This is a genomic window from Streptomyces chattanoogensis (assembly GCF_001294335.1).
Classification (GTDB): domain Bacteria; phylum Actinomycetota; class Actinomycetes; order Streptomycetales; family Streptomycetaceae; genus Streptomyces; species Streptomyces chattanoogensis.
The window spans coordinates 228,729-254,629 of record NZ_LGKG01000207.1 but is presented as its reverse complement, the minus strand read 5'-3'; the positions used below and the strand labels follow the sequence as shown (position 1 = coordinate 254,629).

The following is a 25,901-nucleotide window of genomic DNA, read 5'->3' as shown; positions in this document are numbered from 1 at the left end:
GCAGCGGTGCGCCCGCGCCTGCCCGGGAGCAGGCTCCGCTCCCGGGCAGGCGCCCGTTCAGAGCAGGTCCTCGATGGTGATGGGCAGCTTACGGATGCGGCGGCCGGTGGCGTGATGGATGGCATTGGCGATGGCCGCTGCGGCGCCCACCTGGCCGACTTCTCCGACGCCCTTCACACCGAGCGGATTGACGACGTCGTCGGCCACTTCGATGAGGTCGATCTCCACCTCGGGTGCGTCGGCGTTGACCGGTACGAGGTAGTCGCCGAGGCTGGAGGCGACCCAGCGGCCGCGGCGCGGATCCATGAAGTTGGCCTCCAGGAGGGCCTGGCCCAGCCCCCACAGCATCCCGCCCATCAGCTGGCTGCGGGCCGTCTTGGCGTTGAGGACCCGGCCGGGGGCGAACGCGCCGACCATGCGGCGGACCCGGGCCACGCCGAGATCGGGATCGACGGCCACCTCGGCGAACTGCGCGCCGAACGTCATCATCCCGTAGCGGGTGCTCTGCGGCGACGGGGACCAGGAGCCGGCCGCTTCGACGTCGGGGAGGAAGTTGCGGTGGAGCAGATCGCCGTAGCTCTCGCCGGTCTCCGGGGCGTCGCGCAGCATCATCCGGCCGTCCCGCACGGTGACGGCTCCGGGATCCGCGCCGTGCAGGGGTGACTGGGTGTCCGTGACGGCCTGTGCGATCAGCTGGTCGCGCAGGTTGGACGCCGCGGTGTGGACGGCCGCGCTGATCATTCCGGCCCCTGAGGAACCGACCGCCGCGGCAATGGTGGGCAGCGTGGTGTCGCCGCCCTCGAAACGGCAGCGCTCGACGGGAAGGCCGAGGGCGTCGGCGGTCACCTGGGTCATGACGGTGGCGACGCCGGTGCCGAAGTCGGGTGTCGCGGCCTGGACCACGGCGGTCCCGTCGGCGTAGAGACGGGCTCGTGCGCGCTGCGGGTTGTTCGGGCCGTAGACGGGATAGCCGGCGGTGGCCATGCCGTAGCCGATCAGCCGGTTGCCGTCGCGGTGGGAGCGGGGTTCGGGGTTGCGGCGCTGCCAGCCGAAGCGCTCGGCGCCGCGCTGGTAGCACTCCCTGAGCCCCGAGCTGGACCAGGGGTTGCCGGTGTTGGGGTCGGTGTCGGAGTAGTTGCGCAGACGGAGTTCGACGGGATCGATGCCCAGCTGGTGGGCGAGGTCGTCCATCGTGCTCTCGAGCGCGAACATGCCGGACGCCTCGCCGGGGGCCCGCATGAAGGTGGGGGTCATGGTGTTGGCGCGGATGAGGCGGTAGATGCCCTCGTAGTTCTTGCAGGCGTAGATCTGGGAGGCGACGCCGAGCGACGGCTCGGCCCAGTCGTCGAAGTGCGAGGTGGGGGAGAGCTTGTGGTGCCGCAGCGCGGTCAGCCGGCCCTCCTTGTCCGCGCCCAGGGTGATCCGCTGCTCCTGCTCCTCGCGGTGGCCGACGGACGTGAACATCTGCTCACGGGTCAGGGCGAGTCTGACGGGGCGTCCGACCCGGCGGGCGGCGAGCGCGGCCAGCGCGGGGTGCGCCCAGATCATGGCCTTGCAGCCGAAGCTGCCGCCGACGTAGTGGGACAGGACGCGCACCTTCGAGGGGGTCAGACCGAGCAGCGCCGCCACGGTCAGCTGGGTGGCCGCCACACCCTGCGTGGCGTCGTGCAGGGTGAGCTGGTCGCCGTCCCAGGCGGCGGTGGTGGCCGAGGGCTCGATGGGGTTGTGGTTGTTCGCGGCGAAGGTGTAGGTGGCGTCGATGCGGACGTCGGCCTGGGCCAGCCCGGCGTCGACGTCGCCGCGCGTGTTCCGGCCGGGGACGAAGCCGGCGAAGATCGCCTCGGGCTCGTAGGCCTCCTCCCGCCCCTGGTCGATCGTCGTGACCGAGGGCGTCTCCTCGTACGAGACGCGGAGCAGCGCGCCCGCGTGCTGGGCGCGTTCCAGGGTGTCGGCGACGACGACGGCGACGGGCTGTCCTGCGTAGTGCACGACCTCGTCCTGGAGGGGGAAGAAGGTCTGGCCCGGGGCGGGCATGCCCGCGAGGGACGGGATCAGCGGGGGCTGCGCGGCGATCCTGGGCAGGTTCTCGTGGGTGAGGATGGCGAGCACCCCGCCGGCCTGCCGCGCCTCGTCGGTGTCGATGCCGGTGATCCGGCCGCTCGGCACCCGCGCCCCCACCAGGACGGCATACGCCATGCTCCCGAGGAGCATGTCCGCGGAGTAGTGCGCACCGCCGGTGACCTTGTGGCGGCCGTCGACCCGGTTGGTGGGCTGTCCGATCGCGAGGGTCGTGGTCATGACGGGCTCTCCGTAGGGGTCTCCGGGTCCGGGCGGGATTCCGGGCTGGTGAGCGTCTCCAGGACGCGGATCATGGTCCGCTGGGCCAGCTCGGTCTTGAAGGCGTTGAGCGGCGTGCTGCGGGCGGCGGAGAGTTCCTCGCGGGCGGCCCGCCGGAAGGTCTCGGTGCCGGCGGGGGCTCCGCGCAGGATCTCCTCCGCACGGCGGGCCCGCCAGGGCTTGGTGGCCACTCCGCCCAGCGCCAGCCGTACGTCCCGGATGACACCGTCCTCCATGGTCACCGCGGCGGCGACGGAGGCCAGCGCGAACTCGTACGACTCACGGTCGCGGACCTTCAGATACCGGGAGTCACGGGCCATGCGCAGGCCCGGAACCTCGATGCCCACCACCAGTTCGCCGTGTGCCAGCGGGTGCTCCAGGTGCGGGGTGTCGCCGGGCAGCAGGAAGAAGTCGTCGATCGCGTAGACCTGCCGGCCGTGCGGGCCCTCGGTGTGGATACGGGCGTCCAGTGCCATCAGCGGTACGGCGACGTCCGACGGGTGGGTGGCGATGCAGTGCTCGCTGACACCGAGGACGGCGTGGCCGCGGTTGAAGCCGTCCAGGGCGCTGCATCCGCTGCCAGGATCGCGCTTGTTGCACAGTGAGGTCGCATCGCGGAAATAGCCGCAGCGCACCCGCTGCATCATGTTGCCGCCCATGCTGGCCATGTTGCGCAGCTGCGCGGACGCACCGAGCACCAGGGCCTGCGCGACCATGGGGAAGCGTTCGCGTACGGCGGGAGCCTCGGCCACCTCGCTCATCCGCGCCAGGGCGCCGATGTACAGGCCGCCGTCGGGCCGGTCCTCGATCTGGGTGAGGGGCAGGTCGTTGATGTCCACGAGCCGGCGCGGCAGCAGGACGTTCTGCCGCAGCAGGTCCACCTCGGTGGTTCCCCCGGCCAGGAAGTCGCTGGTGGGATCCGCGGCTACGGCGGCGACGGCGTCGGCGACGGCACTGGCGCGGGAGTAACTGATGGGCCGCACAACAGGTCTCCTCAGCTGGTCTGGTGGCCTGGTCTGGTGGCCTGGTCAGGTGGTCCGGTCGCGGACCGTACGGATGGCGGCCCGGATGTGGGGGTAGGCGGCGCAGCGGCAGATGTTGCCGCTCATCCACTCGCGGATCTCGGCGTCGTCGGCGGCATGTCCCTCGTTGAGCAGCGCCACCGCGGACATGATCTGGCCCGGGGTGCAGTAGCCGCACTGGAAGGCGTCCTGCTCGATGAAGGCGCTTTGCATGGCGTGCAGCTCGTCGCCCTCGGCCAGCCCTTCGACGGTGGTCACCTCGCGCCCCTCGCAGGCGATCGCCAGCGTGAGACAGGCGAGCACCCGCCGCCCGTCGACCCACACCGTGCAGGCGCCGCAGGTGCCCTGGTCACAACCCTTCTTCGCGCCCGTCATGGCCAGGCGTTCCCGCAGGGCGTCCAGGAGGCTCACCCGCGGCTCGATGTCGAACGTGTGGTCGGCTCCGTTGACCGACAGGGTGACCGTCACCGGGTCGGGACCGCGTTCCGGCAGAACGGCGGCTGCGGGCGCCCGGGACGGGACGTGGGGAGCAGACACTGGCTGACCTCCTCTGGCCGGATATTTCATCCTGTTTCATCGGGTAGGGGACCGCGACCTGTGGCGCGGGCGCAGCGTGCGCCACAGGCGGCGGGGGAGTGAGAATTGAACCGGGACCACCCGCGAGCGACACGTCCATACCCCGCCTGACCTGGGAAGTTTAGGAAGTGAAGCGCGATGATGTTCTGGTACCACCACGGCGCAGGAGGGTGGGGCTGGATGGCGATGTCGATCGGCATCGTCCTGTTCTGGGGGCTGGTCATCACGGCCGGTGTGCTGCTCTTCCGTGCCCTCGCCCGTCCGGCGCCGCGCAACGGCGAGCGCACCGGTTGGGGCCTCGGCCCCGCGCCCGACAGACAGCCCACCGCGGAACAGATCCTCGCCGAGCGGTATGCCCGGGGCGAGATCGAGGACGAGGAGTACCAGCGGCGGCTGGCCACCCTCCGGTCGGCCCGCGAAAGACCCGCGAAGTGACCACGGCCCGGGGAGGTGGCGCCGATGACTCCGTGGCGGGTCCGCAACCTCGAGGAGGGCGACCTGGACCAGGTGGTGCGCATCTGGGAGGAGTCGCGTGACACCGCCGCGGATCCGGCGGTGAGCCTGGCGGAGGTGGTGAGCGCCCTGAGCGGGCACGCGCCCGCCGTCGTGGCCGCGGTGGGGGAGCAGGTCATCGGTGCGGCGGTGTCCTCGGTGGCACAGGAACGGGCCTGGGTGCTGCGGCTGGCCATCGCCCGTCAGTGGCGCCGGCACGGCATCGGATCGGCTCTGCTGGCTGCCCTGGAGGAGCGCCTGGCGGACGCGGGCGCCCGCCGTATCGGGGCGCTGCTGCCGCAGGGGGAGGTCGGCGAGCAGGCCTTCAAGAACTCCGGTTACACCGAGCGGCCGGGGCTGAGTTATTTCGAGAAGCTGCTGACCTCGGATTCGGCCGAGGCCACCATGCTCGACCAGCTCGGCGGCGTGGTGCCGGAGGACGGGCTGTGGGAGCGCATCGCCGGGATGACCGCGGAGAAGACGCTGATCGAGCGCCGGCTGGTGCTGCCGCTGGAGAATCCCGGGGTCGCGGAGCGCTATCAGCTGGTGCCGCCGCGTGCCGTGGTGCTCTTCGGGCCGCCGGGCACCGGCAAGACCACCTTTGCGCGGGCGGTGGCCTCGCGGCTGCGCTGGCCGTTCATCGAGGTGTTCCCGTACCAGCTGGGCGACGACGCTCACGGGGTGGCGGCCGCCCTGCGGCGGCTGTTCGCACGCGTCGAGCATCTGGATCAGGCCGTGCTGTTCTTCGACGAGGCGGAGGAGATCGCCTCCGAACGGCAGGACCCGACCACACTGGCCCATCGGGTGACCAATGAACTCCTCAAGCTCATCCCGCAGTTCCGGCGCGGGGAGCGCAGGCTGCTGATCTGCGCGACCAATGCGGTGCGCTCCCTTGACCCGGCCTTTCTGCGGCCGGGACGGTTCGACTATCTGATCCCGGTCGGCCCGCCGGACGCCGAGGCCCGACGGGCCATTTGGACCCGTTACATCGGGCCGGACCGGGTGGCCGGCATCGAGCTGGAGGCGCTGGTCGAGGCCAGCGACCGCTTCACCCCCGCGGACATCGAGTACGCGGCACGCACCGCCGCGCAGACCGCCTTCGAACGCCACCTGGCGGCGGACCCGCAGGTAACGGCCGACCCGGCACAGCTGACCGGCGACTACCTCCAGGCCATCGCCGGTACCCGCACCTCGCTCAGCGAAGACGACATCCGCGCCTTCGACCAGGACCTCCGGTCCGCTGCGCGCGTCTGACGTGTCCTCAGCCCACGGCTGAAGCGTCCGCAGCCCACGGCTGAACCGTCCGGGCGTCCCCGCCCGTTCGCCGGTTCTCCGGCACCGCCCTCTCGCCACACGCCCCCCGCCGTACGACCATGTCCACGCGCCTCGCACCCGTCCCGTTCCTTCCGAACGCCGTGCCCGGGAAAGGACTCCGTCCATGCGCAGACCGTTTGGCGTACGCGCCCTCGCCGCCCTGCTGTTCGCCACCCCGCTTCTCGGGCTGCCGCTTGCAGCCCCCCTCGCCCCGCGTGCGCACGCCGCCGAGCCCCCGGGGCGCTCGGCGGCCGCCGCCCGCACGTACTGGACACCGCAGCGGATGCGGGACGCCAAACCCGTCGTGGACAAAGGGAGTTCGGCGGCGCCGCGCCCGGCGGCCGACCCCGTTCCGCCGAGCCGCCCCTTCGACGGGCTCCCCCAGGTGGGGACGTTCTTCTGGACGGACGGCACCAACACCGGCCGGTTCTGCGGCGGAACGGTCGTCCGCAGCCCGCACCGCGACCTCGTGGTCACCGCCGCACACTGCCTTCGTTCCCCCGACCCGAAGCGGTATCTGTCGTTCGTGCCCCAGTACCACGACGGGCTCCGGCCGTACGGCATCTTCCCCGTCGACCGCATCTACATCGACCAGCGGTACTACGACCTCGGCACGGACGCGGGCGCCCGCTGGGACTACGCCGTCGTACGCCTCGGGGCGCGCGAGGACGGTGCCGAGGCGGAGGAGGTGACCGGCGCCTACGACCTTCTGCCGTACCCGGGCTACCGCCATCGCGAGGTACGGCTCATCGGCTACCCCGGCCACAGTGACACCACCCACCCCAAGCCGCTCGACTGCACCTCCTCCACACACCGGTACACCAGCACCGACCCGGCCGCTCCGGGCGACTTCCTGGAGATCGCCTGCGCGGGGTATATCGGCGGCACCTCCGGTGGGCCCTTCCTGGTACGGGACATGACCGGCTACGCCCTCATCGGCGTGATCGGCGGCTATCACACGGGCGGCGACTTCCCCGACGTCTCCTACAGCTCCTACTTCACCCTCGACACACTGTCCCTGTACCTGCACGCCGTCCTCGGCGACACCCCCGCCGCGCCGCGCTAGAAGCCCGTACGACCGTCGATACGCTCGCGGATGAGGTCGGCATGGCCGCAGTGGCGGGCGTACTCGGCGATCATGTGGGTGTAGATCCAGCGCAGGGTGACCTGCCCGCCCATGAACGGGCTGGTCTCGTCCAGTGCGCGGGCCGCGCAGTTCTCCCGGGCGAGGGCCGTCTCGGCCTGCCATATCCGCAGCGCCTTTTCGTAGCCGGTGTCCTCGGCGAGGTCGAAACCGCCGTCGGTGTCCTCGGGGTCGGCATCCGGGGTGAAGATCGGCGGGGCGTCCTCCTGGGCGAGGACCCGGCGGAACCAGTTCCGTTCGACCTCCGCCATGTGCTGGACGAGGCCGAGCAGGGTGAGCGGTGACGGTGCCACAGATGCCTTGCGGAGCCGGTCCTCTGCCAGGCCGTCGCATTTCTGGGCGAGGGTGGTCCGGTAGAAGTCGAGCCAGCTCTCCAGGGAGGCCCGCTCATCGGAGTCCCAAGGGGGCATGGTGCGTTCGGGAGTGTTCATGACCGTCATCGTGGCACGGGGGTCTGACACTGCGGGGATGTCTGCTGCGGGGCCGGGGCCCACAGTCCCGCCGCCGTTCCGTCCTGCACGTGCTGCTCGTAGATGACGACCTTGGTGTGAATGACCCCGAGGCAGGCCTGGAGTTCGTCGATTTTCGCCTGCACGTTCTGCTCGTGCTCCTGCAGCAGCGCCAGACGGTCGGGCTCATTGCCCGGACCGGAGCGGATGAGCTCGGCGAACTTCCGGATCGTGGCGATCGGCATTCCGGAGGCGCGGAGGCGGTTGCACAGCACGAGCCAGTCCACGTCGGCTTGTTGGTAGATCCGCTGCCCGCCGCCGGACCGGGGGATCTCGCGCAGGAAGAGTCCCTCGCGCTCGAAGAACCTCAGCGCATGCACGCTCATGCCGGTCGCCTCGGAGACCCGCCCGATGGGCAGGTTCTCGGTGTCCTCGCTCATGACGGAACCGTACCTTGACCTAGCGCGCACTCTAGGTTTTAGCGTCGTCCGCATGATCACCACACGACAGCAGAAGCTCGGTTCGGGATTCGGCGCGCACAGCACCGCCCAGGACGTCCTCACCGGTATCGACCTGACCGGCACCACCGCCCTGGTCACCGGCGGGTACTCCGGACTCGGCCTGGAAACCACACGCGCCCTGGTCCGGGCCGGCGCGCAGGTCATCGTTCCGGCGCGCAGGCCCGCGCGCGCAGCGGAAGCCCTGCACGGCATTGCGGGGGAAACGACCCGCCGAACCGCCGCCCCCGGGACGGAAGTCCAGCCTCTCGACCTGGCGGACCTGGAGAGCATCCGGATCTTCGCCGACCGCTTTCTGGAGACCGGACGCACTCTCGACCTCGTCATCAACGGCGCGGGCGTGATGGCCTGCCCGGAGACCCGTGTCGGCCCCGGCTGGGAAGCGCACTTCGCCATCAACCACCTCGGACACTTCGCCCTCGTCAACCGGCTCCGTCCGGCGCTTGCCCCCGGCGCCCGGGTGGTGGCCGTGGCATCGTCCGGCCACTTTCTGTCGGGCATCCGCTGGGACGACATCCACTTCCGTACGGGCTATGACCGCTGGCTCGCCTACGCCCAGTCCAAGACCGCCAACGCCCTCTTCGCCCTGCACCTCGACCGCCTCGGCGCCGAAAGCGGCCTGCACGCCTTCGCCGTGCACCCCGGCAGCATCCTCACGCCGTTGCAGCGCCATATTCCGCGTGAGGAGTGGCTCGCGCAGGGCTGGGTGACGCCGGACGGTGAACCGGCCGAGGGGTTCAAGACTCCGGAACAGGGGGCGGCGACGGCTGTCTGGGCGGCGACATCGCCCCTGCTCGACGGCCACGGCGGGGCCTACTGCCAGGACTGCGACATCGCCGGGCCGGCCGGCACCGACGACATGCTCATCGGCGGGGTCAAGCCCTGGGTCACCGATCCCGGTGCGGCATCCCGGCTCTGGGAGCTGTCGTGCGAACTCACCGGGACGAGCGGGTTCTGAGGGCCGGAGTCCCCTGTGGGGCTTGCCGAGGCGGCCCGTGACCGGCTGGGCACGGGCGCCCGTGAACCCGCCCGTGCCCGCCCATGCCGTCAGGGACGGGTGTGGTCAAGCGCCTGCAGCGGGCTTCTGAACAGCGGATTCAGCAGGACGGTGACGGCCGCCACCGGAAGGACCGCGGGGCCGGCGTGAGGGACCACGATCCGCTCCGGATCGTCGCAGACATGTGAATGGTCCGTCGCGGCCGACCGGATCTCGTCCAGATACTCCGGATCGAGCAGACTCGACTGCTCGGTGACCACCACCAGTTCGGGGTTGAGCACATCGAGCAGCAGTCCCGTCGCACGGCCCACCGCCCGCGCCCGCTTCCGCAACAGGGCGTCCGCGCGCCGGTCCCCGGCCGCCGCCGCGTCCACCAGCAGGGCGGCACTGGGCTCCGGCACGATGCCGCGCGCGGCGGCGTGCCGGGCGAGCGCCGTGTCGGAAGCCGTCGCCTCCAGGCAGCCGGTCCGTCCGCAGGGGCACTCCACCGTGCTCTCCGGCACCGGCAGATGCGCCACCTCGCCCGCCCCGGACCCCGGGCCGCGGTGCACCACCCCGGCGATGGCCAGCGCCGCGTCCACCACATTGCCCACGAAGAGATGGAGCATGGAGCGGCGTGCGGCGGGCCGCCCGAAGAGCAGCTCGGACTGTGCCACCGCACGCGCGTGATTGTCGATCCGCACCGGCAGCCCGGTGTACCGCCGCAGCTCGGCGCCGAGGGGATGGTGGTGCCAGCCGAGGGCGTCGTGCCGTACGACGGTGCCGTTGCCGGGGTCCACCCAGCCGCCGATGGCCGCCCCCACGCCCAGCAGTCGGCCGCCCGCCGTGCGCCGGGCGAGGAACGCGGCCAGCGCGCGCCCCACTTCGTCCGGCAGTGCGCTCGCGGCGATCCCGTCGTGCCGGAACGCCTGCCGGGCCAGCACCCGTCCCCTCAGGTCCGCCAGACAGAAGGTGGACTGCGGAACGCCGATGTGCACCCCGGCCGCCACCGGGCCGCCGCCGTGCCCCGGGTACAGATCCACCGGGATCTGCGGTCTGCCCACGGCGCCGGCCGCCCCCAGCTCCGGCATCTCCCGGATCAGCCCGAGCCGCGCGAGGTCGGTGCACTGCCGGGAGACCGCCGCCGGACTCAGCCCGGCCAGCCGGGCGATGCCGCTGCGGGCCACCGGACCGTGGTCGAGCACGGCCCGCAGCACCGCGGCCGCATTCGCCGCGCGGCGGCCGTCACCGGAGGTGTGCGCAGCGGTCGGGGTGGTGGGGGGCATGGTCGTCCTTCCTGGCTTCCTGCCTGGCGGGGGCCGCTCCAACATGCCGTGCGTACAGGGGGTTTGGCGAGCGGGAAGCGGGCCGGCGACGGTCACGGTGTCGGGCGCATTGCAAGGTCGTGAAGCGGGGCCGGGGAACCTTGACCCCGAGAGCGCCTCTTCGCTGTTCTGGATACGCCGCCCCGTACGCGCAGCCCGCAGCGGACACGGCACGGCAACCGCAACCACACCCGTACGCGCACCTGCGCTCCTGCCTGTGCGCTCACCTGCACGGATTTCTTTCCGCTCCGAGAACATCCAACAGCCGCCCCGCCGAAGGGAACCGTCCATGACGTCCGCACCCCTCGTGGAGACCCCCACCGAAGAGAACACCGCCGAAGAGAACCCCACCGGGGAAACCCCCACCGGGGAAACCCCCACCGGGGAAACCGCCGCCGAGGAGCCCTCCACCCTCACCGTCCAGAAGGTCGGCGGCCGGATCGGCGCCGTGATAGCCGGCGTCCGCCTCGGCGGCGACCTCGACGCAGCCACCGTGGCCGCCGTGCGCGCCGCGGTCCTCGAGCACAAGGTCGTCTTCTTCCGCGATCAGCAGCACCTCGACGCGGAGAGCCACGAGGCGTTCGGACGTCTCCTGGGCACCCCCGTCGCCCATCCCACCGTGCCCTCCGTCGACGGCCGCTACGCCCTCGGTATCGACAACGACCACGGCGGCCGCGCCAACCAGTGGCACACCGACGTCACCTTCGTCCCCGCCTACCCGGCGTTCTCCCTCCTCCGCGCCGAGGTCATCCCGCCGTACGGCGGCAACACCCTCTGGTCCAGCACCGCCGCCGCCTACGCCGGGCTCCCCGAACCGCTGCGCGTGCTGGCCGACGGCCTCCGCGGCATCCACACCAACGACTACGACTACGCGGCCGTACGCCCCAACGCCCCGACCGCCGCCCTCGAACAGCACCGGAAGGTCTTCACCGCGGTCACCTTCCGGACCGAGCACCCGGTGGTCCGTGTCCACCCGGAGACCGGCGAACGCACCCTGATCCTCGGCAACTTCCTCCAGAAGCTCCTCGGCTTCCGCAGCCGTGACTCCCGTGCCCTGATCGACATCCTCCAGTCGCATGTCGAACTCCCGGAGAACACCGTCCGCTGGCAGTGGCGCGCCGGCGACGTGGCCATCTGGGACAACCGTGCCACCCAGCACTACGGCGTGGACGACTCCGACGACCACGAGCGCACCCTGCGCCGGGTCACCGTCGACGGCGACGTACCGGTGGGCGTGGACGGCCGGCGCTCGGTGCTGATCGCACCCGAGGCGGTACCGGAGCCCGCGTACGGCATCGCCTCCGGAGCCTCCACCGACGGCGCGCTCGCGCAGTCGTGAGCCGCTGACCGCCCGGCGGCCGGCCCCCCGGCCGCCGGGCGGTCAGCCGAGGCCGGGAATCCGGGAGACCACCAGGTCGATGAGCTTGATGCCGAGGAAGGGGACGATCAGCCCGCCCAGTCCGTAGCGGGTCAGGTTGCGGCGCAGCAGATCGTGGGCGGAGGAGGGGGTGTAGCGCACGCCGCGCAGGGCGAGGGGGATCAGGGCGATGATGACGAGGGCGTTGAAGATGATCGCGGAGGTGATGGCGGAGGTCGGGCTGTGCAGGCCCATGATGTTCAGAGCGGCCAGGCCCGGATATGCGCCGGCGAACATCGCCGGGATGATCGCGAAGTACTTGGCTACGTCGTTGGTGATGGAAAAGGTCGTCAACGCGCCCCGGGTGATCAGGAGTTGCTTGCCGATCTCGACGATCTCGATGAGCTTGGTCGGGTTGGAGTCGAGGTCGACCATGTTGCCGGCCTCCTTGGCGGCCGACGTACCCGTGTTCATCGCCACGCCGACGTCCGCCTGGGCCAGCGCGGGCGCGTCGTTCGTGCCGTCGCCGGTCATCGCGACCAGCTTGCCGCCCTCCTGCTCCTGGGTGATCAGGGCGAGTTTGTCCTCGGGCGTGGCCTCGGCCAGGCAGTCGTCGACGCCCGCCTCCTGGGCGATGGCCTTGGCGGTGAGCGGGTTGTCGCCGGTGATCATCACCGTACGGATGCCCATCCGGCGCAGTTCGGCGAAGCGTTCGCGGATGCCGTCCTTGACGACGTCCTTGAGGTGGATGACGCCGAGCACCCGCGGTCCGTACGCATCGTGGACCGCGACCAGCAGCGGGGTGCCGCCCGACGCGGCGATCGCGTCGGAGAACATCCGGGCCTCGGCGGGCACCTCGCCGCCGCGCTCCATCACCCACTCGATGACCTGTGTGGCCGCGCCCTTGCGGATGGCGCACCCCGACCCGTCCGTCCAGCGCAGCGTGACCCCGCTCATCCGGGTCTGCGCGCTGAAGGCGACGTATTCGGCGTGCCGGAGCTCTCCTTCGGCGGGCGCCCGCAGCCCGTACGTGTTCTTGGCGAGCACGACGACGGAACGGCCTTCGGGCGTCTCGTCGGCCAGCGAGGAGAGCTGGGCGGCGTCCGCGAGCTGCAGTTCGTCGAGGCCCGGCATCGGGACGAAGGCGACCGCCGCACGGTTGCCGAGGGTGATGGTGCCGGTCTTGTCGAGCAGCAGGGTGTTGATGTCGCCCGCTGCCTCCACGGCACGCCCCGACATGGCCAGGACGTTGCGCTGGACGAGCCGGTCCATACCGGCGATGCCGATCGCGGACAGCAGTGCGCCGATCGTCGTCGGGATGAGCGTGACGAGCAGGGCGACCAGGACGGCGGTCTGCTGGGCCGCGCCGGCGTACTCGGCCATCGGCTGCACGGTGACGACGACCAGGATGAAGACGATGGTGAGCGCGGCGAGCAGGATGTGCAGCGCGATCTCGTTCGGGGTCCGCTGCCGGGTCGCGCCCTCGACCAGGGAGATCATCCGGTCCAGGAAGGACTGGCCGGGGCGCGAGGTGACGCGGACGACGACGCGGTCGGACAGCACCGTGGTGCCGCCGGTGACCCCGGAGCGGTCGCCGCCCGATTCGCGGATGACGGGCGCCGATTCGCCGGTGACCGCCGATTCGTCGACCGAGGCGACGCCGTCGACGACCTCGCCGTCCGCCGGAACGGTTTCACCCGTCCCGACCAGCACGAAGTCGAAGGGCTGGAGGTCGGCGGCGGGCACCGTCTCGGTCTCGGCGCTGCCCACGTCGAGACCGACCCGCCAGTTGTTGCGCAGCCGCCGGGCGGTGATGTCCGTACGGGCCTTGCGCAGCGATGCGGCCTGGGCCTTGCCGCGGCCTTCGGCGACCGCCTCGGCGAGATTGGCGAAGATCACCGTCAGCCAGAGCCAGCAGCTGATGACCCAGGTGAAGACGGACGGATTCAGCAGCGCGGAAAGGGTGGTGAGCAGCGATCCGCAGGCCACCACGAACAGCACGGGGTTGGTGGACAGGGCCCGCGGATGCAGCTTGCGCAACGCCTCGGGGAGCGAGGTCAGCAGCACCCTGGGTTCGAGGAGCCCGCCCGTCTCCCGCCGCCGTCGCCGCCGTCGGCCGCCTCCGGGTGCCGGGGAGCGTTGCGCGGTGGGGGAGTCCGTCCCGTGTGCCGAAGTCGTCGGCGCCGTCGGGGCGTGGGGGGCGGGAGCCATACGGAGACTTTCTGGGAGAGCGGCCTGCGGCGTGTCGGGAGGGCGGGCCGCCGGTGGTCTGCGCATCGTCTGCGCAACCGACGGCCGCGACGGAATGTACGGGCCGGCCGGCCGCCACTCGCCTTGCCCGGCAGGGAATTTGCGGCTCTCTTACGGCGAGGGCGGCGCGCACCGCCCGACCCATACGCAACCTTGACGGCGAGCCCGGAGCACATGCCGTGACATGCCACCGACGGCGTAATCACCGGGCGGCACCGCCCGGCTCGGTCAAGCTGTGGCCCTTGATCCCGGCCGCCGGTGGGACAAGGTGTCGCGGATAACGGTGGTGAAGGCGTTGGGGTGTCCTGTTGCGGCGACACGGGGCAGGCCATGAGCCGCCCGGCCCGCGGTCACCTCGCCGGCCGGGGCACGGCGCTGGTGGACACCAACGGGTTCGAGGTGATCCGCCCGCCCACATGGCTGCGCTGGCTGCCGCCGGCCTATGTCGCCTTCGTCCTGCTGCTCGAACCGGCGCTGCCGATGCAGTGGCCGGTGAGCTTTCTGCTCATCGCCCTGCCGGTGACCGCCGCCTACACCCTCGGCCCGGTGAGCGTCGCCGCCGTCACCGTCGTCGCCGTCGCGATCGAGGGCACCTTGGCGGGCACCCCGTGCTGCTCCGGCCGCAACATCCACCAGCTGTGGGGCAGGCACTATGTCGGCGCGTATATCGCCACGGCCCTGGTCGGCATTCTCGGCGTGGCCCTGGCCGCCCACCGCCAACGCCAGGAACGGCACCTGGTGCGGGCCAACTCGGTGGCCGAGGCCCTGATGCGTACGCTGCTGAGACCCGTGCCGCACCAGGTGGGGCGGCTGCTCGCGGCCGGTCTCTACCGCTCCGGCGAGGTCGGCACCATGGTCGGCGGCGACCTCTACGACATCCGCGCCACCGATGCCGGCGAGCGCGTCATCATCGGAGATGTCCGCGGCAAGGGCCTCAATGCGGTACGCACCGTCGCCGGCATCCTCGGCACTTTCCGCGAGGCCGTCTACAACGACGCAGACCTGCCGTCCGTCGCGCAGCGGATGGAGCGGAGCATGGCCCGGGAGGCCGCGGAGATCCGTGACGACGAACTGTTCGTGACCGCCGCCCTGGTCGAGTACGACGCCCCGGCCGGGCGGGTGACGATCGTCAACCACGGCCATATCGAACCGGTGCTGATCTCCTGCGGAGAGGTGACCGCCCTCATCGGACCGCCCGCCCTGCCCCTCGGCCTGGGCACCCTCGTCGAAGAACGCCCCGTCGCCTACACCCACCCCTTCACTCCCGGCGACGTCCTCCTGCTCTGCACCGACGGCCTGATCGAGGCCCGCGACGACACCGGTGCCTTCTACCCCCTCCTCGACCGGCTCCGCCTCCGCTTCACCTTCGACTCCGCCCCCGGCCCGGCCGACGTCATCGACTTCCTCAACACCGACCTGCCGCGCCACACCCGTGTCTTCCACGACGACGTGGCCGTCCTCGCCATCGCTCCCGACGACAGCCCGCCGGGTGACCGGTGAAGCGTAGGGTGGCCCGCTACGTCCCGAACAGCATCCGGCACGGTTCCAGCCCCTCGATCCCCACCGCGACCGTACGGTGCTCTTCCCACCCCGCGCGGTCCAGACGCAGCCGCTGCAGGGTCCGCGCCGTCCCCCGGACGGACGCCACCGTCAAGCCGTCCGGTCGGTAACCGAGCTTCTGTGACACCCGGAGCGACCGTGGGTTGTCCGTCATCGCGGCGGACGTCACGGAGCGCGCGCCGAGCCCTTCGAACGCGAGATGCAGGACTGCCGCGCGCATCTCCGTACCGAGCCCCCGGCCCTGGTGGCGCAGGCCCAGCCACGAGCCCGTTTCCGCTTCCCGGGTGACGGAGAAACCGGCCGCGGACAGGTCCTGCCGCCCGATCACCTTCCCCTCGCACAGCACCGCCAGGCTCAGCGTCCACTCCTGGGCACGCCAGCCCGCCACCGTGCCCAGAACATGCTGGAAGGTCGCCCGCTCCCGCTCCGCCGGGCTCGCGTCGGTCCACGGCACGATGAACGGCATCTCCGCTGCGTCGTGCACCCCGCCCGCGGCCACCGCCGCCAGCTCCGCCAGGCACTCCAGATCCGGGAGCCGCAGCTCGAGGCGCGGGGTCGTCACACGAAGTCCGTACAGAGGCCAGACATGAGCATCCCCGACATGAGCATCCCCGACATGAGTGTTCATGGCGGGAGACTGCCGAACGGCTTCCCGTCATGTCGAGCGAATAGGGCGTCAGCGGCCCAGGCCGGCGGCGTGATCGGGAACGTATGTCTGCAGGTCCCTGGGCGGCCGCCGGTAGCCGGTGGCTGGCGGCCGGGCAGGGAGTTCGAGCGTGGGCGGGGCGATGGAGTGATACGGCACCGTGGAGAGCAGATGGGCCATCATGTTCAGCCGGGCCCGGCGTTTGTCGTCGCTTTCGACGACGTACCACGGGGACTCCGCGATGTCCGTGTGCACGAACATCTCGTCCTTGGCCCGTGAGTACTCCTCCCAGCGGGTCAGCGACTCGAGGTCCACGGGGGAGAGCTTCCAGCGCCGCGTCGGGTCGCTCAGCCGGCGCCGGAAACGGCGCTCCTGCACCTCGTCGCTCACCGAGAACCAGTACTTGCGCAGCAGGATCCCGTCCTCCACCAGCATCCGCTCGAAGACCGGGCACTGACGCAGGAACCGCTGGTACTCGGCCGGCGTGCAGAACCCCATGACCCGCTCGACGCCGGCCCGGTTGTACCAGCTGCGGTCGAAGAGCACGATCTCGCCGGCCGCGGGAAGGTGCTCCGTATAGCGCTGGAAGTACCACTGGGTCCGCTCACGCTCGGTGGGCCGCGGCAGCGCCACGATCCGCGCCACCCGGGGATTGAGGTACTCGGTGACGCGTTTGATGGTGCTTCCCTTGCCGGCCGCATCGCGCCCCTCGAAGACCACGACGAGCCGTGCCCCCTCGGCGCGCACCCATTCCTGGAGCTTCACCAGCTCCGTCTGCAGCCGATAGAGCTCCCGTTCGTACAGGGGCCGTGGCAGTTTCCGGTGGCCGCCGCTGCCCTGGTTCTCCGCCATGCGACGACCGTACGAAGAAACGCCGGGCCCGGCTCGGGCGGAGCATCCGGATGGGGCAAATGGGGTAAAGAGGCAACGGGATGCATGGCGGGCCGTCAGCCCCGGGTGGCCGCCTTGCGCAGCCCGTAGGCGACGGCGCCGAGCGCGAGCACCGCCGCCCCGGCCAGCACCGACGCCGGCGGCAGGGTGAAGGCCAGCACCAGACAGCCGGCCATGCCGACGATCGGCACGATCCTCGCCGGACGGTTCTCTTCGGTGGTGAGGGTCCAGGCCGCGGCATTCGCGACCGCGTAGTACGCCAGCACGCCGAACGAGGAGAAGCCGATCGCTCCGCGTACGTCCGTGGTGGCGGCCAGGACGGCGACGACCGCCCCGACCGCGAGCTCGGCCCGGTACGGGACTCCGAAGCGCGGGTGGACGGCGGCGAGCGCGGACGGCAGATGACGGTCCCGGGCCATGGCCAGCGTGGTGCGCGAGACCCCGAGGATCAGCGCGAGCAGCGAGCCGGTCGCGGCAACCGCCGCGCCGGCCCGTACCACCGGAGCGAGGCCCGGAGCGCCTGCGGCGCGTACCGCCTCGGCCAGCGGCGCCGTGGTGTGCGCGAGGCGGCCGGGGCCGAGCACGGCGAGGGCCGACAGCGCCACGGCCGCGTACACCACCAGGGTGATGCCCAGCGCGAGCGGGATCGCCCGCGGGATGGTCCGGCCGGGGTTGCGGACCTCCTCGCCCAGCGTGGCGATGCGCGCGTACCCGGCGAAGGCGAAGAACAGCAGCCCGGCGGCCTGCAGTACGCCGCCGGCGGTGGCGTCCGTGCCGATGCCCAGACGGCCGCCCTCGCCGGTACCGCCGGTCAGACACACGGCGACCACCGCGGCGAGCACCACCAGGACGACGGTGACGATCGCCCGCGTCGCCCGGGCGGACTTCTGCACTCCCGCGCAGTTCACGGCGGTGAGCGCCGCCACGGCGGCGACCGCCACGGCGTGCGCCTGGCCGGCCCACACATACGCGCCGACGGTCAGGGCCATCGCCGCGCACGAGGCGGTCTTGCCGACCACGAACCCCCAACCGGCCAGGTACCCCCAGAAGTCGCCCAGCCGCTCGCGGCCGTAGACATACGTACCGCCGGATCGTGGATGGCGGGCGGCCAGCCGGGCCGAGGAGGTCGCGTTGCAGTACGCCACCGCCGCCGCCACGGCCAGCCCGAGCAGCAGCCCGGAGCCCGCCGCCGACGCGGCCGGGGCCAAGGCGGCGAAGATCCCCGCCCCGATCATCGAGCCGAGCCCGATCACGACCGCGTCGGCCAGGCCGAGGTGCCGCCGCAGCTCCCCGGAGCCGTCGGGCCCCCTTGACGTATTCCTCGCACTCATCGCTGACTCCTCGACGGGGACCTCGGGCCGGACCGGAAACGGAACCGGGCCGGAAACGGAACCGGGCCGGGAACGAACCGGGGCGTGGCGCAGCGCCGGGCCACGCCCCGGCCGGCGGTCAGGCCGTGGGACGCAGCCCCTGGCGTACGGATATCGCGTTGAGCCGGATCGCGTACTGCGCGACGTCCTCGAGGGTCAGCGCGCGGGCCTTCTCCGCCCCCAGCGCGATGGTCACGTCGACGCAGAGGGCGACGGCGTAGACGAAGCCCTCGGTCTCCTCGTCCTGGAGCGCGAACAGGAGGTTGTAGTAGTAGCTCGTGGTGTCTTCGGCGTCTCCGTAGAACGAGAGGTGCTTGCCCTCCTGTTCGCCGAGGCCGACGAATGCGTCGGCGAGTGCCGCCTCGGCCTTCTTCCAGAACGCAGGGTTGCCGAAGGGCTGGGTCAGCGCCTGGCGTACGGCCTCCCGCAGCGAGAGCGCCATGACGCCTGCGGGGGCCGTCTCCTGGAGCCCCCAGCCACGGATGATCTTGACCGTCGAGCCGTCGGGGATGCCGCTCGCCGCCCGGCTGAGCTCACCGAAGTCGAAGTCCACGGTCGCCGGAGCGATCGCGTGCTGGAACGTGTCGGCCATGCCCTGCGCCTGCTCCAGGGCGCCGGGCCCCACCTCGAAGACGGTCTTGAAGGTTGCCTTGGTCGTCTCGCTTGTCCCGAAGGCCGTCTGCTCGGCGGCGGGCTGGTCAGCCATGCCTGCTCCTCATATGCGGAATGATCGCGTCGCGCCGAGGCGCAAGTATGCCGCCCGCGCTCACCGCGCCGGGAGCCCCCTCCCGGCATCTCGAAAACTCATTCGGTGAAGGGTGGTGATCGCTGATACTTTGCCGGAGTGGCGAAACTCAACCAGATCATTGCCGTGGAGAAGGGCATCAAGTCCAAGACCCATCAGGACCTGACGGCCGCTCACCACGGACTGCAGAAGCCGGCGCTGCTGGCCGGTATTTCCCGTACGTACCAGCCCAAGGACGAAGAGGGCGAGCAGCTGCCGCCCGAGGCGACGCGGGTGCAGGTCAAGGCCGAGGACGTGCTCCGGGAGACGGCCCAGACGCTGACGCGGCTGTTCGATGTGACCGCCACCAAGGACTGGGCCAACTGCGGGGCACGGGCCGACGTGAAGGTGGAGGGGCGGACCCTGCTCAGCCAGGTGCCGGTGTCGTATCTGCTGTTCCTCGAGAAGCAGCTCACCGACGTGAACACCTTCATACGGAAGCTTCCGGTGCTGGACGCGTCCGAGTCCTGGGTGCAGGACCCGTCGACGGATGCCTGGAAGACCGAGCCGGTCAGGACCGTGCGGACGAAGAAGGTGCCCCGCAACCACGTCAAGGCGGAGGCCACCGACAAGCACCCGGCCCAGGTCGATGTGTATTACGAGGACGTTCCGGTCGGCTACTGGACGACCGTGAAGTTCTCGGGCGCACTGCCCGCGCGACGGGTGAACGAGCTGCTGGACCGGGTGGAGAAGCTGCAGCAGGCGGTGAAGTTCGCCCGTGAGGAGGCGAACGGTATCGAGGTCACCGACGAGCGGGTGGGTGACGTCGTCTTCGGCTACCTGTTCGGGTAGCGTCTACAACTCCCCGGGCGACTCATTGCGCCCGGGGTGCGCGAGGAGCGCAAGCTGAAACTGAAGCTTGTCGTGACGAATGCGGTTCCCAGTGGAGGTTCAAGTCCTCCCCGCGGCACTTACGGGTCGCGGTAGCCCAACTCGGCAGAGGCAGACCGCAATCAATCTCAGACTCTTGCTCCAGTCTCAGTATTCGCCGCCGATCGCCGGATCGACCGGGCCGGGCCTGGGTCGTTGGATGCCGGTTCAAGTCCGGCCCGTGCAGCTCTCTTTCCGATGCACGGTAGTTCAAAGGCAGAACACGACGACATGATGACTGACCCGCGCTCTTTACCGTGCCGGCGTGCGCAGTTGGGCGGCATCACAGGGCTCGGGGGCAGGCTACGCCCCCGGGCCCGCTCCCTTTTCCGGATGCCTGGTGAGCTCCCGGAAATCTCCCGTTCACCTGGCGAAACGGGCCGTGAAATACGCCGTGCCTAGCGTTCGTGACCAGTCACTCCCCTCCTGCCAACGGTGCCAAGCGGGGACCCGTACGGCACGATCACTCCAGGAGGCGCGGCATGAGCGTGCAACCACCACCGGCGGCCCAAGCGGCAGCGGAGGATGCCCGGCCCGGCCCGGCGGCCGACGAGCGGGCCGGTGCCCATGAGACGGCGAACGACAGGACGGCGACCGGCAAGACGGCGGCCGGCGAGACCCTGGAGGACTACACCCTCCGCTTCGCCCCCCGCAGCTACCGGCGTTGGACCCCGATGGTGGTGGCGACCACCGCGCTCGGCGGCATCGCCTACATGGCCGACTTCTCCATCGGGGCCGGCATCGGCCTCACCCACGGCACCGGGAACGCCCTAGCGGCGATCGCCGTAGCGGCCGTGGTCATCTTCGTCACCGGCTTCCCCCTCGCCTACTACGGCGCCCGCTACAACATCGACCTGGACCTGATCACCCGCGGCTCCGGCTTCGGCTACTACGGCTCGGTCCTGACCAGCGTCATCTTCGCCAGCTTCACCTTCATCTTCTTCGCGCTGGAAGGCTCGATCATGGCGCAGGGCCTGAAACTGGGGCTCGGACTGCCGCTGTGGCTGGGCTATCTGGTCTCCACTCTGATGGTGATCCCCCTGGTGATCTACGGGATGAAAGCCCTCAGCAAGCTCCAGGTGTGGACCACGCCCCTCTGGCTGCTGCTGATGGTGGGCCCGCTGCTGTACCTGGTCACCACCGACCCCGGCACGGTCCACCGCTTCCTGTCCTACACCGGGAGCGACGGCGACGGCGGCATCACCACCGCCTCGGTGCTGCTGGGTGCGGGCGTGTGCCTGTCGCTGATCGCGCAGATCGGCGAACAGATCGACTATCTGCGGTTCATGCCGCCCAAGACCCGGGAGAACCGCCGCAGTTGGTGGACGGCCGTGGTCATGGCCGGCCCCGGCTGGGTGGTGCTCGGCGCGCTGAAGCAGGCCATCGGGGTGTTTCTGGCGGTGTACATCCTCGCCGAGGTGGGCCCGGCCGCGGCCACCGAGCCCATCCAGCAGTTCCGGGGAGCCTTCGCCGCGATGCTGCCGTCCTGGCTGGTCATCCCGCTGGCCGTGGTCCTGGTCGTGATCAGCCAGATCAAGATCAATGTGACCAACGCCTACTCCGGGTCGCTCGCCTGGACCAACTCCGTCTCCCGGATCACCAAGCACTACCCCGGCCGCATGGTCTTCGTCCTGCTCAACCTGGCGTTCGCGCTGATGCTGATGGAGACCGACATGTTCAGCGTCCTGAACACCATCCTCGGCTTCTACTCCAACTGCGCCATCGCCTGGGTCGTCACCGTCGCCACCGACATCATCGTCAACAAGTACCTCCTCAAACTCTCCCCGCAGGCGCCCGAGTTCCGCCGGGGCATGCTCTACGCCGTCAACCCCGTCGGCGTGGTGGCGTTCGTCGCCGCCTCCGGCCTGTCCATCGCCATGTACTTCCACGCCCTCGGCGACACCCTCCAGCCGTACTCGCCGGTTGCCGCGGCCCTGATCGCGTGTGTCCTCACCCCGCTGATGGCGGTGGTGACCAAGGGCCGCTACTACCTGCGCCGCACCGACGACGGCATAGCGGAAGCGCTCCTCGACGCGGACGGCAACCCCAGCGCCACCACGTACGCGTGCCATGTGTGCCACCAGGACTTCGAGCGGCCGGACCTGGCCGCCTGTCACACCCATGACGCGATGGTGTGCTCCCTGTGCCTGACCACCGACAAGACCGGCGACCATGTGCTTCCTCCGGCGCCTGCCGCTGCCTGAGGCCGCCGCTGCCGTTCCGGCTCAGCTCCCCGGGCTCAGCAGCCCGCGTGCGTAGGCCTTGGCCAGTCGCTGCGGGACGAGGTAGGGGGTGCCGTCGACGGTGACGGGTACGAGCCGGGGAGTCGTGGCCTTCCACTGGGCGCGGCGGTGGCGGGTGTTGCTGCGGGACATCTTGCGCTTGGGCACGGCCATATGGGGACCTCCTGGCTGGCTGGATGGTTGGTGTCCCAGCATATTTGAAAATGGATCCCATTTCCAAACTGAGGGATTGCATCGCGCCGGCGCTATGCGTCAGGGGTGAACGCCTGGGTGCGGGCGATGAGCAGGGCGACGTCATCCGGGTCGTCGGGGCGTCGGAGTTCGCTCAGGAGCCGGTCGCAGGTCCCTTCCAGGGAGCGGTCGGGCGCGTCGAGCAGGCGGAGGAGGGTTGCCAGGCGTTCGTCGATGGCGTGGTGGCGGGTTTCCACCAACCCGTCGGTGTACAGGACCAGTTGGTCGCCCGGGCCGAGGTCGAAGGCGGTGGTGACGAAGGGGACGCCGCCGACTCCGAGCGGCGTGCCGGTGGGCAGGTCGAGGAGTTCGGCGGGTTTGCCGCTGCGGACGAGGGCGGGGGGCAGATGGCCGGCGGTGGCGATCCGGCATTCGGCGCGGTGGGGGTCGTAGACCGCGTAGACACAGGTGGCGATGTAGTGCTCCAGGCCTGCGGTGATCTTGTCCAGGTGCTGGAGGACCTGGGCGGGCTCGAGGTCGAGGTCGGCGAAGGCACTGGTGGCGGTGCGGAGGCGGCCCATGGTGGCGGCGGCGTCGATGCCGCTGCCCATGACGTCGCCCACGACGAGCGCGGTCTTGTCGCCCTCGAGCGGCAGCACGTCGTACCAGTCCCCGCCGATCTCGTACGTCGCCAGCGCGGGCCGGTAGCGGGAGGCGATCCGCAGACCGGGGAGGCGGGGCGGGTGGTCGGGGAGCAGGCTGCGCTGCAAGGTCTCGGCGGCGTTGCGGACGCTCTGGTGCGAGCGGGCGTTGTCGATGCACACCCCGGCGCGGGAGGCCAGCTCGGCGGCGAGGGCGAGGTCGTCCTCGTCGAAGGGCAGGGGGTTGCGGGCGCGGCTGAGGCCCAGGAAGCCGAGGATGCGGCCGCGGGCGGTGAGCGGGGCCAGCATGTACGAGTGCACCCCGGAGCGGGCCAGTACAGCGGCGGCGGCCGCGTCACGGGCGATGCGCGCCAGGTCGCTGTCCTGTGCGCGGGAGATCAGGATCGGGCGGCCGGTGCGTACGCACTGGGTGGCCAGGCGGTCGGCGTCGTAGGTGGCGATGTCGCCGGGGGGATCGGTGGCCAGGATGGCTTCGGTGGGGTAGGCGGCCTTCACCGCGAGCGCGCGAAAGAGCGCGGGGCCGTCCCGGGTGGCGGGAGGGCGGTGCTCGTCCAGGGCGGAGTCGAGCACGTCGACGGTGACCAGGTCGGCGATTTCGGGAACGGTGACCTCGGCCAGCTCGCGGGCGGTCTGTCCCACCTCCAGGGTGGTGCCGATACGGGCCGAGCCGTCGGCGATCAGCGCCAGGCGCCGCCGGGCCTCGGCGGCCTCGATGGCGGCCTGATAACGGTCGGTGACGTCCACGACCAGGTCGGCCACCCCGAGCACCCGCCCCTGCGGGTCCTCCAGCCGGTACAGCGAGATCGACCAGGCGTGCTTGTGGTCCGGGTCGGCGGGGGTGCGGCCGACGATGGTCGACTGGTCGACCATGGGAATCCCGGTCTCCAGGACCTGCCGCATCGCGGCCTCCGGCACCTCGAACTTCGCCGACTTCATGATCTCCCGGTAATGCCGGCCGAGGTGCTCTTCCGCCGGTATGCCGTGCATCCGCTCCAGGGCGGGGTTGACGGCCACGTACCGCAGATCGGTGTCGAGCATCGCCAGCCCGATGGGGGACTGGGAAACCAGCCTCGCGGACAGGGCGACATCCCGCTCCACCTCGCGCAGCGTCGACGAGTCGGTGGCCAGCCCGAGGGCGTAGAAATCACCGCGGTCGTCCAGCAGCCGCATGTTCCGCAGCTCCACCAGCCGCGTGGTGCCGTCCTTGTGCCGGACGGGGAAGGTGCCGCCCCAGCTCTGGCCCGTCTCCATGACCTCGGCGAACTTGCCGATCACCAGGTTCCAGTGCTCTTCGTGGATGAGCAGTGGCGCAGCGTACTGCCCGAGCGCCTCTTCGGCGGTGTAGCCGTACAGGTCCTCGGCCTGCGGGCTCCACAGCACGATCCGGCCCTCGTCGTCCAGCAGCACCGCGGCGACACCGAGGAGGTCCAGCAGCGCGCTCGGCTGCGACGGCCTCTCCTCCGGCCGCCCGGTGCCGTCCGGCCGCCCATCGGCTGCGCTCACCCGGGCACTCCTTCCACCGAGTGCTTCGGCTTCCATGGTCCCCCGGGAACCGCGGACCGCACACCGATCGCCTCCTGCGACCGCTTCCCGCGTGGGGCGCGGAGGGCGGCGCAGGTGTAGAGAAGAGGTATGAGCGTCCGGCGTGGGGTCACCCGTCTCCGCAGGTCCTGGCGGTTGAGCCATGGGTTGCTGGCGCTGCCGCTGGCGATCATCGTGGCGGTCACGCTGATCGACATCAACTCCCCGACGACCATCCATCTGGGACCGTTCCTGGTGGCCGCGCCGGCGATCACGGCTTCCTTCGCGGGCCCCGGTCTCACCGGGGCCGTCGGCGCCCTGGCCGTGGTGGCCCAGATCGTCATCGGCCATCTGCACGGCGGTCTGATGACACCGAACCACCAGGCGCAGATCGCCGCACTCCTCGTCATTTCCGTCCTGGTGACGGTCTACCGCTATGTGCGGGACCGGCATCAGCGGCGGTTGACGCAGGTCCAGTCGGTGGCCGTCGCGGCGCAGAAGGTCCTGCTGCGGCCGCTGCCCGAGCGCATAGGACCGTTGCGGATCGCGTTCTCGTACATCGCGGCCGAGGCCGAGGCCCAGATCGGCGGCGATCTGTACGCGGCGGTGCCCACGCCCGGCGCGACCCGGTTCGTCGTCGGCGACGTCCGCGGCAAGGGCCTGTCCGCCATCGGCGAGGCCGCGGTGCTGATCGGCGCTTTCCGGGGCTCCGCCTACCGGAACCTGACCCTGCCCGGCATCGCGGCGCACCTCGGTAACTCCGTGTACTGGAACACGGTCCACCTCTCCGACGGCGACTTCGCATCCGCGGAGTCGTTCGTCACCGCGCTGGTCATGGACGTCCATCACGACGGCCCCCGCATCACGATGGTGAACTGCGGGCACCCGCCGCCGCTGCTGCTGCGGGACGACGAGGTGCACACCCTCGAGGTCCCCGAGCCGGCGCTTCCCCTGGGGCTGAGCGCTCCTTCGGAGAGTGAGTACGAGGTCGCGACGTTCGGCTTCGAGCCCGGCGATCTCCTCCTGCTGTATACCGACGGGGTGATCGAGGCACGCGACCGCGAGGGTGCCTTCTACCCGCTGATCGATCGCGTGGCCGCCTGGAACGAGACCGACCCGCCGTCCCTCGTACGGCATCTTCACGAGGACCTGCTGCGGTATGCCGGCGGAAACCTGGGCGACGATGTGGCCATGATCGCGATCGCGAGCGCTCCCTGACCGGATGTCACCCGCCCCCCGGCGCCGGAGAAGGACGGCGCGTCGACCACACCGGGGACTGCCGACAGCCCTTCTCCCAGGGGCCTTTACCACGCAGTAATCACAGCGGCAACCTCTGCTTTTCTCGGCATGGCTGGTTATGATCGGCACCCCCCACGGCATGCCGATGCCGGACCGGTCCCCTCTGCCTGCCCGGGAGAAAGGG

The 25,901-nt window shown here is 70.9% G+C and carries 22 protein-coding genes; 9 read left to right on the top strand and 13 right to left on the bottom strand.

Features of this window, described 5'->3' with window-relative positions; translation table 11 throughout:
* Positions 1 to 57: 57 nt before the first annotated feature.
* The 3 genes from ADL29_RS39615 to ADL29_RS39605 are packed head-to-tail and all read right to left on the bottom strand — an operon-like array spanning position 58 to position 3,896.
* A complete protein-coding gene (locus tag ADL29_RS39615) occupies positions 58 to 2,298 on the bottom strand; it encodes a xanthine dehydrogenase family protein molybdopterin-binding subunit (RefSeq protein WP_053928309.1) in 2,241 nt (746 codons plus the stop codon).
* A complete protein-coding gene (locus ADL29_RS39610) occupies positions 2,295 to 3,320 on the bottom strand; it encodes an FAD binding domain-containing protein (RefSeq protein WP_053928308.1) in 1,026 nt (341 codons plus the stop codon). The genes ADL29_RS39615 and ADL29_RS39610 overlap by 4 nt, the downstream gene beginning before the upstream one ends.
* Positions 3,321 to 3,365: 45 nt before the next feature.
* On the bottom strand, positions 3,366 to 3,896 hold the full coding sequence (locus ADL29_RS39605) for a (2Fe-2S)-binding protein (protein WP_053928307.1): 531 nt from the start codon (positions 3,894 to 3,896) through the stop codon (positions 3,366 to 3,368).
* A gap of 177 nt (positions 3,897 to 4,073) precedes the next feature.
* Here ADL29_RS39605 and ADL29_RS39600 point away from each other — a divergent pair, with 177 nt between their 5' ends.
* The 3 genes from ADL29_RS39600 (at position 4,074) to ADL29_RS39590 (ending at position 6,807) form a co-directional block, all read left to right on the top strand.
* Positions 4,074 to 4,370, top strand: a complete 297-nt coding sequence (locus ADL29_RS39600) for an SHOCT domain-containing protein (RefSeq protein WP_211274477.1) — start codon at positions 4,074 to 4,076, stop codon at positions 4,368 to 4,370.
* A gap of 24 nt (positions 4,371 to 4,394) precedes the next feature.
* Complete coding sequence (locus ADL29_RS39595; RefSeq protein ID WP_053928306.1) at positions 4,395 to 5,681, top strand: ATP-binding protein; 1,287 nt, start codon at positions 4,395 to 4,397, stop codon at positions 5,679 to 5,681.
* Between the two features lie 184 nt (positions 5,682 to 5,865).
* Entirely contained in the window at positions 5,866 to 6,807 is a 942-nt protein-coding gene (locus ADL29_RS39590; protein WP_053928305.1) for a trypsin-like serine peptidase, read from the top strand.
* On the opposite strand, the gene ADL29_RS39585 is transcribed toward ADL29_RS39590, so the two are convergent.
* Together ADL29_RS39585 and ADL29_RS39580 are read right to left on the bottom strand one after the other, a co-directional pair.
* Positions 6,804 to 7,316 carry a DinB family protein gene (locus ADL29_RS39585; RefSeq protein ID WP_245689825.1) on the bottom strand — a complete coding sequence of 171 codons (513 nt, stop codon included), beginning with the start codon at positions 7,314 to 7,316 and terminating at the stop codon, positions 6,804 to 6,806. The two genes, ADL29_RS39590 and ADL29_RS39585, sit on opposite strands and share 4 nt — an antisense overlap.
* A 5-nt stretch (positions 7,317 to 7,321) precedes the next feature.
* On the bottom strand, positions 7,322 to 7,774 hold the full coding sequence (locus ADL29_RS39580; protein WP_053928304.1) for a MerR family transcriptional regulator: 453 nt from the start codon (positions 7,772 to 7,774) through the stop codon (positions 7,322 to 7,324).
* A 55-nt stretch (positions 7,775 to 7,829) separates the two neighbouring features.
* Here ADL29_RS39580 and ADL29_RS39575 point away from each other — a divergent pair, with 55 nt between their 5' ends.
* Entirely contained in the window at positions 7,830 to 8,810 is a 981-nt protein-coding gene (locus ADL29_RS39575) for an SDR family NAD(P)-dependent oxidoreductase (RefSeq protein WP_053928392.1), read from the top strand.
* An 89-nt stretch (positions 8,811 to 8,899) separates the two neighbouring features.
* Here the strand turns inward: ADL29_RS39575 and ADL29_RS39570 are convergent, their stop codons facing one another.
* Positions 8,900 to 10,114 (bottom strand): ROK family protein, encoded by a 1,215-nt coding sequence (locus ADL29_RS39570; protein WP_053928303.1) that lies wholly within the window; start codon positions 10,112 to 10,114, stop codon positions 8,900 to 8,902.
* 328 nt (positions 10,115 to 10,442) lie between these two features.
* Here ADL29_RS39570 and ADL29_RS39565 point away from each other — a divergent pair, with 328 nt between their 5' ends.
* Positions 10,443 to 11,492, top strand: a complete 1,050-nt coding sequence (locus ADL29_RS39565) for a TauD/TfdA dioxygenase family protein (RefSeq protein ID WP_078971623.1) — start codon at positions 10,443 to 10,445, stop codon at positions 11,490 to 11,492.
* A 42-nt stretch (positions 11,493 to 11,534) separates the two neighbouring features.
* Here the strand turns inward: ADL29_RS39565 and kdpB are convergent, their stop codons facing one another.
* Positions 11,535 to 13,721 carry a potassium-transporting ATPase subunit KdpB gene (kdpB, locus tag ADL29_RS39560; RefSeq protein WP_053928302.1) on the bottom strand — a complete coding sequence of 729 codons (2,187 nt, stop codon included), beginning with the start codon at positions 13,719 to 13,721 and terminating at the stop codon, positions 11,535 to 11,537.
* A gap of 369 nt (positions 13,722 to 14,090) precedes the next feature.
* Here kdpB and ADL29_RS39555 point away from each other — a divergent pair, with 369 nt between their 5' ends.
* Positions 14,091 to 15,260 (top strand): PP2C family protein-serine/threonine phosphatase, encoded by a 1,170-nt coding sequence (locus ADL29_RS39555; RefSeq protein ID WP_053928301.1) that lies wholly within the window; start codon positions 14,091 to 14,093, stop codon positions 15,258 to 15,260.
* Positions 15,261 to 15,276: 16 nt separating this feature from the next.
* Here ADL29_RS39555 and ADL29_RS39550 read toward each other — a convergent pair whose 3' ends face one another.
* The 4 genes from ADL29_RS39550 to ADL29_RS39535 all read right to left on the bottom strand — a co-directional run bounded on the left by ADL29_RS39550 (position 15,277) and on the right by ADL29_RS39535 (position 18,933).
* Positions 15,277 to 15,948, bottom strand: a complete 672-nt coding sequence (locus ADL29_RS39550; protein WP_211274476.1) for a GNAT family N-acetyltransferase — start codon at positions 15,946 to 15,948, stop codon at positions 15,277 to 15,279.
* A gap of 48 nt (positions 15,949 to 15,996) precedes the next feature.
* Positions 15,997 to 16,818: a polyphosphate kinase 2 gene (ppk2, locus tag ADL29_RS39545; protein WP_053928300.1), complete on the bottom strand. Its 822-nt coding sequence runs from the start codon at positions 16,816 to 16,818 to the stop codon at positions 15,997 to 15,999.
* 95 nt (positions 16,819 to 16,913) lie between these two features.
* On the bottom strand, positions 16,914 to 18,188 hold the full coding sequence (locus tag ADL29_RS39540) for an APC family permease (protein WP_053928299.1): 1,275 nt from the start codon (positions 18,186 to 18,188) through the stop codon (positions 16,914 to 16,916).
* A 118-nt stretch (positions 18,189 to 18,306) separates the two neighbouring features.
* Positions 18,307 to 18,933 carry a Type-2Aa cytolytic delta-endotoxin gene (locus tag ADL29_RS39535; protein WP_053928298.1) on the bottom strand — a complete coding sequence of 209 codons (627 nt, stop codon included), beginning with the start codon at positions 18,931 to 18,933 and terminating at the stop codon, positions 18,307 to 18,309.
* Positions 18,934 to 19,071: 138 nt separating this feature from the next.
* On the opposite strand from ADL29_RS39535, the gene ADL29_RS39530 reads away from it, so the two are divergent.
* Both ADL29_RS39530 and ADL29_RS39525 read left to right on the top strand, forming a co-directional pair.
* Complete coding sequence (locus tag ADL29_RS39530) at positions 19,072 to 19,803, top strand: DUF7873 family protein (protein WP_046929545.1); 732 nt, start codon at positions 19,072 to 19,074, stop codon at positions 19,801 to 19,803.
* Positions 19,804 to 20,363: 560 nt separating this feature from the next.
* A complete protein-coding gene (locus ADL29_RS39525) occupies positions 20,364 to 22,085 on the top strand; it encodes a purine-cytosine permease family protein (RefSeq protein WP_053928297.1) in 1,722 nt (573 codons plus the stop codon).
* Between the two features lie 21 nt (positions 22,086 to 22,106).
* Here ADL29_RS39525 and rpmF read toward each other — a convergent pair whose 3' ends face one another.
* Both rpmF and ADL29_RS39515 read right to left on the bottom strand, forming a co-directional pair.
* Positions 22,107 to 22,277 carry a 50S ribosomal protein L32 gene (gene rpmF / locus ADL29_RS39520; protein ID WP_053928296.1) on the bottom strand — a complete coding sequence of 57 codons (171 nt, stop codon included), beginning with the start codon at positions 22,275 to 22,277 and terminating at the stop codon, positions 22,107 to 22,109.
* Positions 22,278 to 22,369: 92 nt separating this feature from the next.
* A complete protein-coding gene (locus ADL29_RS39515) occupies positions 22,370 to 24,460 on the bottom strand; it encodes a SpoIIE family protein phosphatase (RefSeq protein WP_053928295.1) in 2,091 nt (696 codons plus the stop codon).
* A 129-nt stretch (positions 24,461 to 24,589) separates the two neighbouring features.
* Between ADL29_RS39515 and ADL29_RS39510 the strand changes: the two genes are divergently transcribed.
* Positions 24,590 to 25,696, top strand: a complete 1,107-nt coding sequence (locus ADL29_RS39510) for a PP2C family protein-serine/threonine phosphatase (RefSeq protein ID WP_053928294.1) — start codon at positions 24,590 to 24,592, stop codon at positions 25,694 to 25,696.
* The last annotated feature ends 205 nt before the right edge of the window (positions 25,697 to 25,901 follow it).

What these genes read in the sequence shown, in the direction of transcription:
- ADL29_RS39615 (WP_053928309.1), bottom strand. Translation starts at nt 2,298, where the DNA reads ATGACCACGACCCTCGCGATCGGACAGCCCACCAACCGGGTCGACGGC.
- ADL29_RS39600 (WP_211274477.1), top strand. Translation starts at nt 4,074, where the DNA reads ATGATGTTCTGGTACCACCACGGCGCAGGAGGGTGGGGCTGGATGGCG.
- ADL29_RS39595 (WP_053928306.1), top strand. Translation starts at nt 4,395, where the DNA reads ATGACTCCGTGGCGGGTCCGCAACCTCGAGGAGGGCGACCTGGACCAG.
- ADL29_RS39590 (WP_053928305.1), top strand. Translation starts at nt 5,866, where the DNA reads ATGCGCAGACCGTTTGGCGTACGCGCCCTCGCCGCCCTGCTGTTCGCC.
- ADL29_RS39585 (WP_245689825.1), bottom strand. Translation starts at nt 7,316, where the DNA reads ATGAACACTCCCGAACGCACCATGCCCCCTTGGGACTCCGATGAGCGG.
- ADL29_RS39580 (WP_053928304.1), bottom strand. Translation starts at nt 7,774, where the DNA reads ATGAGCGAGGACACCGAGAACCTGCCCATCGGGCGGGTCTCCGAGGCG.
- ADL29_RS39570 (WP_053928303.1), bottom strand. Translation starts at nt 10,114, where the DNA reads ATGCCCCCCACCACCCCGACCGCTGCGCACACCTCCGGTGACGGCCGC.
- ADL29_RS39565 (WP_078971623.1), top strand. Translation starts at nt 10,443, where the DNA reads ATGACGTCCGCACCCCTCGTGGAGACCCCCACCGAAGAGAACACCGCC.
- kdpB (WP_053928302.1), bottom strand. Translation starts at nt 13,721, where the DNA reads ATGGCTCCCGCCCCCCACGCCCCGACGGCGCCGACGACTTCGGCACAC.
- ADL29_RS39555 (WP_053928301.1), top strand. Translation starts at nt 14,091, where the DNA reads ATGAGCCGCCCGGCCCGCGGTCACCTCGCCGGCCGGGGCACGGCGCTG.
- ADL29_RS39550 (WP_211274476.1), bottom strand. Translation starts at nt 15,948, where the DNA reads ATGAACACTCATGTCGGGGATGCTCATGTCGGGGATGCTCATGTCTGG.
- ppk2 (WP_053928300.1), bottom strand. Translation starts at nt 16,818, where the DNA reads ATGGCGGAGAACCAGGGCAGCGGCGGCCACCGGAAACTGCCACGGCCC.
- ADL29_RS39540 (WP_053928299.1), bottom strand. Translation starts at nt 18,188, where the DNA reads ATGAGTGCGAGGAATACGTCAAGGGGGCCCGACGGCTCCGGGGAGCTG.
- ADL29_RS39535 (WP_053928298.1), bottom strand. Translation starts at nt 18,933, where the DNA reads ATGGCTGACCAGCCCGCCGCCGAGCAGACGGCCTTCGGGACAAGCGAG.
- ADL29_RS39525 (WP_053928297.1), top strand. Translation starts at nt 20,364, where the DNA reads ATGAGCGTGCAACCACCACCGGCGGCCCAAGCGGCAGCGGAGGATGCC.
- rpmF (WP_053928296.1), bottom strand. Translation starts at nt 22,277, where the DNA reads ATGGCCGTGCCCAAGCGCAAGATGTCCCGCAGCAACACCCGCCACCGC.
- ADL29_RS39510 (WP_053928294.1), top strand. Translation starts at nt 24,590, where the DNA reads ATGAGCGTCCGGCGTGGGGTCACCCGTCTCCGCAGGTCCTGGCGGTTG.